The organism is Alcanivorax sp. HI0083 (assembly GCF_001635175.1).
Genome location: NZ_LWFX01000116.1, coordinates 1 through 1,014, shown reverse-complemented (window position 1 = coordinate 1,014; position 1,014 = coordinate 1). Strand labels below are relative to the sequence as shown.

Genomic DNA, 1,014 nt, shown 5'->3' with positions numbered 1-1,014 from the left:
TTCGTTTTTCCGTTCGGCAAGCAGGTGGCTCACCTGATCAGCTTCATTATGTTCCGAATTTCAATAATCAGGAAGGAATGTATTTCAGGAATGTGGATGCCTTCATTCCTTTGGGGACCCTTCATTATCAGGCGCTGACTTTTAGTGGCGTTAGTAGATACGATGAAAATGGAAACGAACTTGCCAATCCTGTTCAGAATGGCAACTTTTCGATTGAACTGACTCGAATTCCAGATGTTTCAAATGTTTATAATCATTTCTATTGCAAGGAGCAGGGAGGAATTTGTGACTTGGCATCGGATGATTCGATAGCTGATCCTAACCCTGATACTCATGGCTATGTTCGCTGGGGTGATTGGAGTGGGGTCGATATTGGTACTGGTGCAGGGTTGCCTGGGCCCAATGACGCGACAAACGGAATATATTTTGTAGGCGGTACGAATGCTGCCGTGACAGCACCGACAAACACGGTGACCAACCTTGGTATTTCACGCATCGAGGGTATGCTAATCCAGCATATGAAAATCACATCGTTGGGGGCCGGAAACTAATGAAGATCGATCCTGATGCTATCTTTGTTCGTAGAAAATTTTTACATACAGCATTGCTGGGCGTTCTAACGGCTGTTTTGATGTCGACAAGTTTGGCTTTTCCTGTCCTAGGCCATGCAATGGAGGCATTGGAAGAGCAGGAAATGGGAGCTATAACAGGTCAAGAAGGCGTCATGGTTTCTATAGAGTACTACTATAACTCCGTTAGAACTGACGATCCTTCCACCACAGGGCAAGGCCTATCTTCTTGTGGTGGACCTTCTGACTTGGGCAACATGAACTGTCGTCTGGCATGGCAGCTTGCAAATCGCGGTGATGCTGGGGCTTCCGGAATTTATTCTGCAACAAACTGGAATTTGCCTGGTGGTGGCGGTTGCGATGGGGCTGGCAGCTGTAAAGGGGAGTGGCTGGTTTGGAAAGCGGGCTGGGCTTCTCTGGCTGTTAATGGTTTGATGCTGGATGC

At 47.4% G+C, this 1,014-nt stretch carries 2 protein-coding genes; both read left to right on the top strand.

What is annotated here, in order from left to right; genetic code table 11:
* Nucleotides 1-551 (top strand): hypothetical protein (locus A3754_RS26945; protein WP_197468355.1); only part of this gene is annotated, 551 nt, incomplete at its 5' end.
* On the top strand, nucleotides 551-1,014 hold a 464-nt coding region (locus A3754_RS26385), incomplete at its 3' end, for a DUF6160 family protein (protein WP_156496665.1). The genes A3754_RS26945 and A3754_RS26385, both read left to right, overlap by 1 nt.